The 5183-nt window shown below is 63.7% G+C and carries 7 protein-coding genes; 4 read left to right on the top strand and 3 right to left on the bottom strand.

What is annotated here, in order from left to right; all coding sequences use genetic code 11:
* The 4 genes from V5B39_RS21720 to V5B39_RS21705 form a co-directional block, all read left to right on the top strand.
* The coding region (locus V5B39_RS21720) for a hypothetical protein (RefSeq protein WP_332344898.1) at positions 1-266 on the top strand (266 nt) is incomplete at its 5' end.
* A 185-nt stretch (positions 267-451) separates the two neighbouring features.
* Positions 452-595, top strand: coding sequence for a hypothetical protein (locus V5B39_RS21715; protein WP_332344897.1), 144 nt, complete (start codon positions 452-454; stop codon positions 593-595).
* Positions 596-821: 226 nt separating this feature from the next.
* Positions 822-1655: a PD-(D/E)XK nuclease-like domain-containing protein gene (locus V5B39_RS21710; protein WP_332344896.1), complete on the top strand. Its 834-nt coding sequence runs from the start codon at positions 822-824 to the stop codon at positions 1653-1655.
* Between the two features lie 93 nt (positions 1656-1748).
* Positions 1749-2810: a recombinase RecT gene (locus tag V5B39_RS21705; protein WP_332344895.1), complete on the top strand. Its 1062-nt coding sequence runs from the start codon at positions 1749-1751 to the stop codon at positions 2808-2810.
* Between the two features lie 588 nt (positions 2811-3398).
* Here the strand turns inward: V5B39_RS21705 and V5B39_RS21700 are convergent.
* The 3 genes from V5B39_RS21700 to V5B39_RS21690 form a co-directional block, all read right to left on the bottom strand.
* Positions 3399-4268 (bottom strand): NHL repeat-containing protein, encoded by an 870-nt coding sequence (locus V5B39_RS21700; RefSeq protein WP_332344894.1) that lies wholly within the window; start codon positions 4266-4268, stop codon positions 3399-3401.
* Between the two features lie 19 nt (positions 4269-4287).
* Positions 4288-4533, bottom strand: a complete 246-nt coding sequence (locus V5B39_RS21695) for a hypothetical protein (RefSeq protein WP_332344893.1) — start codon at positions 4531-4533, stop codon at positions 4288-4290.
* A 175-nt stretch (positions 4534-4708) separates the two neighbouring features.
* The gene (locus V5B39_RS21690; RefSeq protein WP_332344892.1) at positions 4709-4987 is read right to left on the bottom strand and encodes an HU family DNA-binding protein; all 279 of its coding nucleotides are present in this window, start codon (positions 4985-4987) and stop codon (positions 4709-4711) included.
* Between the last annotated feature and the right edge of the window lie 196 nt (positions 4988-5183).

Here is a 5183-nt window from a genome sequence, read left to right as displayed (position 1 = left end):
TTTCAGGAGGTTTGTTGATGGAGCGCGTCATTCTCGTTCTCGCCCTGTTGGCAGGGTTGCATCTGATTCTCTCCTTTCTCCGCTCCGCCGCGCAGACCGTCCAGGACTGGCTTCTCCAGAAGCCCGCACCGACGGTCACGCCCGAGCTGGCAAAGGAAGCCAGGACCGACTGGCGGCCGTACCACGTTCCGGCTTGCCAGCGCCGGAGTCTGATCGAACCCGATCGCGTCAAGAGCGGCGAGGCTTCCTTCGAAGTCATCGCCTGAAATCTCATCCCCGAGCGGGGGCATCGTCCCCGTGTCAGGGGAGGGTGCCCCCTTTTTCTTTCCTGGAGGCATCTCATGATTCTCGTTCCAATCGCTTGCGGCATCTCCGGCTGGATCATCAGCCGGCCAATCGTCCGCGCTTTGGGGCTCTGACCATGGCTCTCGACCCGGCGCAGGATGCAATCGTGCAATCCAATCCCCTTCTCGATCGACTCTTCAAGGCGCTCCCGATCGCACCTGCCTGTGATCTCCACCAGAGACTCCAGGCAAGCCGCACCGATCCGGAAACCCGCACCCTGCTGCGCAAGGCAATCGCCCTCGCGCAGTAGGCGCGAACGGCCGACTGAACCCAGCCCCGGCTTGCCGGGGCTTTCCCGAGGGCGTTCGCCGAACGCCTTCCGGAAAGCAGCCTATGAGCGAGCGCCATGGATTTTCATGCGCCCGAGCAAGTCGCGGTCGCTGGCCGCACAAAACAAGCAGCACTTCATCCACCCTGCCGGGGACGCTTTCCCCGGCAGGGGCAGGTGACTCCGGCAACTTCTTTCTGGAGGCACCATGCATCCGAGACATCCTGGCCTGCTGCACATGCCGGCCAAGCAGTATCACGCCGATCAGTCGATCGGACACTCCGGCATCCTCAAGATGCTCAAGAGTCCCGCGCATCTGCGCGAAACGCTGGACCATCCGCCGCCACCGACACCGGCGATGGCGTTGGGCAGCGCGGTTCACACCTACGTCCTCGAGCCGGACCGCTTTTCCGAGGAGTTCGTGGTGGCCGATAAGTTTGATCGCCGCACCAAGGAAGGCAAGGAAGCCGCTGCCCGGTTCGAGGAGGCCACCCAGGGCAAGACCCTGATCACCCCCGAGGATCTGGCGACCCTGAGCCGGATGCGTGCAGCCGTGCTCGCCCACCAGGGAGCGGCCAGACTGCTGGAGCAGGGAGAAGCCGAACTATCGGCCTTCTGGAGCGATCCAGCCACCGGCATCGCCTGCCGGTGTCGTCCCGACTGGTTCAACGAGACAGCCATCGTCGATCTCAAGAGCTGTCTCGATGCCAGCAGCCGCGGCTTTTCCCGCGCCATCGCCAACCTCGGCTACGACGTCCAGGCGGCGTTCTACGTCGATGGAATCAAGCGCGTGACCGGCAGGGAACTGCCCTTTCTCTTCGTCGCCGTCGAGAAGGAGCCACCACATGCCGTGGCCGTGTATCGGGCCGATCCGGAAATCATCGAGATCGGTCGCAGGAAGTATCAGGCCGCGCTGCAGCTCTTGAAGTGGTGCCAGGAGTCCGGCACCTGGCCGGCGTACCAGCCGGCGGGCGAGGTCGAACTGATCTCCCTGCCGCGCTGGGCCGCCAACGCCGAAGCCTTCGCGTTCGACGCCGCCTGAGCGGCCCTTTTCTGTAGTTCATCCACCCCGGCGGGGAACCAGTCCCCGCTTTGGGCGACAGGGTGTCTCCGCCATTCCTCTTTGGAGAAAACCATGTCACAAACCTTGCGCAACCTCCAGAAGTCCCGTCAGGGGACGCCGACCCATGTCGTCTCCTTTCCGGCGATGCTCGAACAGTTCAAGGGCGAAGTCGCCCGGGCGCTACCGCGGCATCTGAGCCCGGACCGCATCGTTCGGGTGGCGCTGACCGCCTTTCGCCTGAATCCGAAACTTGCCGATGTCGATCCGCGCAGCGTCTTCGCGGCGGTCATTCAGTCCAGCCAGCTCGGCCTCGAAGTCGGCCTGATGGGCGAAGCGCACCTCGTCCCGTTTGGCAGCCAGTGCCAGTTGATTCCCGGCTACCAGGGCCTGATGAAGCTCGCCCGCAACAGTGGTCTGGTGCAGGATATCTACGGTCACGAGGTGCGAATCAACGACCGTTTCGACATCGTCCTCGGTCTGAATCGATCGTTGATGCACGAGCCGTTGAAGCAGAACGGCTTTCCGGCTGCCGACGAGGAGCGGGGCGCGATCGTCGGCTTCTACGCCGTCGCGGTGTTCAAGGACGGTACCCGCACCTTCCACGCCCTGTCGAAAGAACAGGTCGAGCAGGCTCGGGATCATTCCCGCGGCTACCAGATGGCCAGGAAGCTGCGCAAGGAGAGCCCCTGGGACACGCATTTTGTCCCGATGGGTCTCAAGACGGTGATTCGCCGCTTGTGCAATCTGCTGCCGAAATCACCCGAGCTGGCGATGGCGCTGGCGATGGATGAGCTCAACGAGCGTGGTGAGACCCAGAACCTCGGGATTGCCGAGGCCATCGACGGCTCCTGGGCGCCGGTCCTCGACGAGCCGCCGGATGACCCCGGCCAGGCGTCCGACCCGGCACGCGCGGCAACCCGCAAACCGCTCGCCGATCTGCTGACGAGCATCGGGCAAGCCTTATCGATCGAGGCACTGGACGAAGTCTACGCGCAGGCGGAAGACTTCGTTGCTGGCGAGGATCTCGAACAGCTCCTGCGCGCCTATCGCAGCCGCAAGGCCGCGTTGACGCCGCCGTCGCAATTGTCCCCATCGTCACCGATCCGCGGCGTGGTCAACAGCCCGTCGGTCTGAGCAGCGATGCCGAGGTTCTCCCCGTCCCGGGTGAGCACCTCGGCCGCTCACCTCGGAGACAGTGATGCACGCGGACGACGAACCCATGCCGCGGCCGCCGGCGTCTGTCAGAGGGAAGGGCGGGGCAGTAGCCGAGAGAAACGCCTTGTGGACCGACGAAGATCTTGTCCGTCTGCATGGGCATCTCCTGGAGAAGTCACTGCACGATCTTTTCGATGCACGGGTTTCCGCGGCGACGCGGTGCGAGATTCTTGCGTGGCTGCGAGCACCGCAGGAGCGGTCAGGAGCCTTCTCGTACCGCACCTGCTGCACTCTATTTGGCCTCGACCCCGACGAGATCCGCGAGCGGGTGCTGGCGCGTCATCGGCATTGTTTTCCAGATTGATCAACCCATCGCGGCAAGACGGCCCAGCCGCGTACGGGAACCACCGGTCGCCCCGGGGACTCCTGCCCGACCAGGCAGTGGTTCCCGGGGCATTTTTTTGCCGCCGTCTGCTGCGGGGTCACGTGATTGGCGCCATTCGCTGGCAAGCGGACGGCCTCGCGGATCAACGGCCGTCGGCACACGGGTTCCCGGACCGCCGTGGCTCAGTCGATGCGCAGCAGCACGACGCGATCGTTGTAGGTATCGATGACCCAGACGTAGGGCGCGCGGGCAAGCACGGCCTCGGGCTTGTGGAAGGCGTCGGCGGCGCGGCCGCGCTTGCCGCTGCCGAGCACACCGAGCAGTTGATGGCTGCGATCAAGGAGCAGGATGCGATGGTTGTACTCGTCGGCCAGCCAGACGCGATCGCCGTCGATGGCGAGGTATTTTGGTCCGCTCAGGCCGAGCGCAGCGCCGAAGCTGGCGCGATGCTGTAGCGCGGTGTCGAATATCTGGACGCGGTTGTTGGCCGAATCGACGACATACACCGTGCCATCGCTTGCGACTTCGACGTCATGCGGATTGCGCAGTTCGCCGTCCCTGCTGCCCGGGCCGCCGGCCGTTTGCACCAGCTTGCCGTCGCGAAACACGCTGAGCGTCGCGTTGCGCGTGTTGGTGACGAGGATCCAGCCGTCGGGCGTGACCGCCACACCTTCCGGGCCGGCGAGACCCTTCAGTTCGCCGACCAGCCTGGCCTCTGCGCCCTTGATCTCGTAGATTGCCACGCGGTCGTTGCCGGTGTCGGCGACGAGCAGTCGACCGGCTTGGTCGAACTCGGCATCGTGCGGATAGGACAACTCACCGGCACCGAAGCGGCCGACCGGTTTCAGCGTCATGGCTTCGAGAACCTGGATGCGGCTGTTGCGCATGTCGGTCAGATAGATGAGTTTGCCGTCCGGCGAAAAGGCCGCGTCGTGAGGTTGCGAAAGCCCGTCTGCGAACTCGGCCAGCTGCGTTACGCGCAGGGCCGGTTGCGCAAAGGTTGGCAGAGACAGCAGCAAGAAGGCGGCCAATACGAAAACACGCATGCTCATTAACCTCACCGGTGTGAATTCAGTCGGGTTTGATCGAACCGAACAGACGAGGCTCGCCCGATCCGTTCAGCGCGAACAGACGCCCGCCGCCTGACGCTGTGCCCTCGTTGGTGAAGGCATGGATGGTGACCTGATGCGTGACCAGAACCACCGGTGCGCCCGTTGTCGGAAGTCCAGTCAGGAGTGTAAGCAAAGCAGCCAGCCTGATGTTGCGCTCTTTGTGGAGCGTGCGTAGAAGGAATTGTAGTGCCGGCGGCGGCTCCACGGGACGCTGCTTGAGAGGCGCGCGGTAGCCAGGGAACCCCTATAGGTCCTCGAATCGCAGCTTCGCTTCCACTGGGCCAAACTGCCTGATCTTGGCATCGATGCGGCTGGCTACCCGGCGATGAGCTTCAGTTGCGGGAACGGAGAGACGCGCTCTGCGTCTTGCTTCTCCCCTCTCACTCGCCTGCGATAGTCTCGGTCAGGGCCTTTCCCGGCTTGAATTTGACGACCTTCTTGGCGGCGATTTTTAGAGCAGCGCCGGTGGCTGGGTTGCGTCCTTCTCGGGCCGCGCGTTCGGTGACCTCGAACGCACCAAAACCAATCAGTTGCACGGACTCGCTCTTGACGAGAGACTCCGTGACGGCTTCAATGAAGCCATCGAGCAGCGCCGCGGTGGCCGCTTTGGTTTGGCCTGTCTTTGCGGCTACGGCATCAACCAGTTCGGTTTTGTTCATGTCATTTCCTTTGGAGTTGGGTTGTTTCAACGCGCACGTTGAAGGCGAATTGCGTATTGTGCCTCAAGGGGGCTCTATGCCGTTTCGTGTGGAAACGGACGAGAGGCGTGTGGTTTGAGGGGGAGGTGATGTCAAGGGCGGACGCAGTCCGGGCGTAGCCGGACCCTTTACATCGCCTCCCCCTCGCGTACGCTTC

The organism is Accumulibacter sp., from assembly GCF_036625275.1.
In the GTDB taxonomy this organism is placed as follows: Bacteria; Pseudomonadota; Gammaproteobacteria; order Burkholderiales; family Rhodocyclaceae; genus Accumulibacter.
The sequence above is the reverse complement of the archived record's forward strand: the minus strand, read 5'-3'. Positions and strand labels throughout refer to the sequence as shown.

Bases quoted from the DNA above. Each gene is read 5' to 3' on its own strand.
- V5B39_RS21710 (WP_332344896.1), top strand. From the start codon at position 822: ATGCATCCGAGACATCCTGGCCTGCTGCACATGCCGGCCAAGCAGTAT.
- V5B39_RS21705 (WP_332344895.1), top strand. From the start codon at position 1,749: ATGTCACAAACCTTGCGCAACCTCCAGAAGTCCCGTCAGGGGACGCCG.
- V5B39_RS21700 (WP_332344894.1), bottom strand. From the start codon at position 4,268: ATGAGCATGCGTGTTTTCGTATTGGCCGCCTTCTTGCTGCTGTCTCTG.
- V5B39_RS21690 (WP_332344892.1), bottom strand. From the start codon at position 4,987: ATGAACAAAACCGAACTGGTTGATGCCGTAGCCGCAAAGACAGGCCAA.